Origin of the sequence: Marinomonas spartinae (assembly GCF_900089775.1) — a bacterium.
In the GTDB taxonomy this organism is placed as follows: domain Bacteria; phylum Pseudomonadota; class Gammaproteobacteria; order Pseudomonadales; family Marinomonadaceae; genus Marinomonas; species Marinomonas spartinae.
In genome coordinates this window covers 1-2,409 of sequence record NZ_FLOB01000029.1, presented here as the reverse complement: position 1 = coordinate 2,409, position 2,409 = coordinate 1, and the positions used below count along the sequence as shown (strand labels likewise).

The window sequence follows — 2,409 nt, the reverse complement described above, 5'->3', positions numbered from 1 at the left end:
GTAAGCGTTCATTCTACGCCGTTATTTCATCCCATCTTTTCGCACTCTAAACTGGACTCCGTTTTCATCTCATCACCGATAACGGAGTCCAACCCATGACCAAACCCTATACCCGTCGTTCTTCTTCTGAATGGCAACAAATCATTGACGGTCAAGCCGAGTCTGGCTTATCCGCCCCTCAATACTGCGAACAACATCAGGTGAGTTACGCCAGTTTTAGTAAATGGCGTCAGCATTTTTCGGGAACTAAAGCCTCGCCAGATTCTAGTCACTCAGACTTTATCGATCTCAGTCAGGTGCCCACTCTCTCAGGTACTGGACGTTGGAACATTACCTTGTGTTTAGGTGATGGTGTTGAGCTTCGATTGAGTCGTGACTGATGTTCCTGCCCGATCCCAATGCTAAAATTTGGCTGCATACCCAACCCACAGATATGCGTAAATCCTATCGTGGCTTATTAGGGCTGATCAAACAACACCTCAAAGAAAACCCACTCATCGGGTATTTTGTCTTCATTAACCGGCGCAAAACCCAGATGAAAATCCTCTATTTTGACACCTCTGGTTATTGCATTTGGTGTAAACGACTGTCGCAGGGGCAGTTCAATTATGCGTCATCAGAAAACGCTAAACACGCCCTAAGTGTGATTGAATTGCAGCACCTCTTAGCGGGCATAAAAGTCGAAAAATATCGTCAATTTAAACGCTACAAGCGAGCATCATGACAAGTTGGATGGTATAATCCAACCCCATGAATGACGCCACTTACCGACCTATTTTACCCTTCAAAAACATCGACTTGCTTCACACGAATGAGGTCGAAAAACTGCGTGCTGAAAACGAAGCTATGTCTTCAAGAATCCGCCAATACGAAGCGGAAGTGCACATGCTAAAGCGTGAGTTATTTGGGCCGAAAAGCGAACGTCGTACCTTACTCACACCAGATCAACAAGCCCTCGCTGATATCGTGGGTCCGATGTCAGCCGAACCAACCCGCGTAGAAGAAGAGTCTATCGTTGAGAAGGACAAACCTGAGTCTGCCAATGTTCGTGGCAAAGCGCCCAAGTTTCGTAAAGGCAATGAAATTAACATCACCGGATTGCGTTTTGATGAGTCTATACCGGTTCGTGAAAAGGTTATCTTAGCGGACGAATTACAAGGCCCCAATGCGCACGAATACGAAGAAGTCGGCTTCAAAGACGTCAGCCGCATCGTACAAAAAACCAGTGCCTATGAAGTCGTCATCACCAAACGTCAGGTGGTGAAGCACAAAACCAGTAAACAGCTCATTACCGCGCCACAGCCGGATCTGATTTTTGACAGTTCCCTCGCGGATGTGAGTTTTATCGTTGGCTTACTGGTTAATAAGTTCTTGTATCACTTACCCCTTTATCGTCAACACCAACAGCTTAGCGCTTCCGGCATCACCCTCAGTCGTGCAACGCTCACAAACCTCACCAAACGCGGGATCGAACTGTTACGACCCATTGTGGTAGAGCAACTGATTAGTGTGCTGGACAGCAAGGTACTGGCCATGGATGAGACACCGATAAAAGCCACCCGCCAGCCTGGGGTAGGCAACCAACCCTGCAAAATGAAGCAAGCGTATTTTTGGCCCATCTATGGCGAGCAGGACGAAGTGGTGTTTACCTTCTCCCAAAGCCGTGGCATGAAACACATCCAAGACTTACTGGATCATGTTTGGCAGGGTACCTTACTGACCGATGGTTATGCCGCTTACAGTCGTTACGAAGCCACCTCACCGGAGGTCACTCATGCTCAGTGTTGGGTGCACATGCGTCGTCAGCTACTGAAAGCCGAAATGGAAGAAACCGAGGCCGTCACCCACGCGCTGAACCTGATTGCCGCCTTGTACCAGTACGAAAGCCATATCAAACAGAAAGGTTGGTCAGATGAGAAAAAACAAGATTACCGAGTGCAACACAGTAAGCCCTTAGTGGATCAATTTTTTGCCTTCTGCGAAGAACAAACCCAACGGGCTGACCTATTACCAGACGATACCTGGATGAAAGCGTTGAACTACACCTTAAAGCGCAAACGCCAACTGATGGTCTTTTTGGAAAATCCAAACGTTGCCATGGACACCAACCACCTAGAGCGAGAGATAAGACCCATCCCAATGGGTAAGAAGAATTGGCTCTTCTGTTGGACAGAACTGGGCGCCGAACATGTCGGCATCATCCAAAGCTTGATCAGCACCTGCAAGCTGCACGACATCGACCCGAACGTCTACCTAACGGATGTCTTGCAACGAGTCAGTCAACACCCTGCAAAAGACGTGGCCGACTTAACTCCAAGGCGCTGGAAGCACCTGTTCGCAGACAAGCCGTTGAAATCGCCATTGCTCTGAGTCAGTGGCTGTCAATGACTCCCTAGAATGAACGCTTAC

At 48.2% G+C, this 2,409-nt stretch carries 3 protein-coding genes; all 3 read left to right on the top strand.

The window, feature by feature from the left end; genetic code table 11:
• Window positions 1–95 precede the first annotated feature (95 nt).
• Genes tnpA through tnpC form a run of 3 tightly spaced genes read left to right on the top strand, consistent with a single transcriptional unit; the run spans window position 96 to window position 2,370 of the window.
• The gene (gene tnpA / locus MSP8886_RS21730; protein ID WP_067021192.1) at window positions 96–380 is read left to right on the top strand and encodes an IS66 family insertion sequence element accessory protein TnpA; all 285 of its coding nucleotides are present in this window, start codon (window positions 96–98) and stop codon (window positions 378–380) included.
• Window positions 380–724, top strand: coding sequence for an IS66 family insertion sequence element accessory protein TnpB (tnpB, locus tag MSP8886_RS21725; protein ID WP_067021190.1), 345 nt, complete (start codon window positions 380–382; stop codon window positions 722–724). The genes tnpA and tnpB overlap by 1 nt, the downstream gene beginning before the upstream one ends.
• A 26-nt stretch (window positions 725–750) precedes the next feature.
• A complete protein-coding gene (gene tnpC / locus MSP8886_RS21720) occupies window positions 751–2,370 on the top strand; it encodes an IS66 family transposase (RefSeq protein WP_067021186.1) in 1,620 nt (539 codons plus the stop codon).
• The last annotated feature ends 39 nt before the right edge of the window (window positions 2,371–2,409 follow it).

Bases quoted from the DNA above. Each gene is read 5' to 3' on its own strand.
- tnpA (WP_067021192.1), top strand. From the start codon at position 96: ATGACCAAACCCTATACCCGTCGTTCTTCTTCTGAATGGCAACAAATC.
- tnpB (WP_067021190.1), top strand. From the start codon at position 380: ATGTTCCTGCCCGATCCCAATGCTAAAATTTGGCTGCATACCCAACCC.
- tnpC (WP_067021186.1), top strand. From the start codon at position 751: ATGAATGACGCCACTTACCGACCTATTTTACCCTTCAAAAACATCGAC.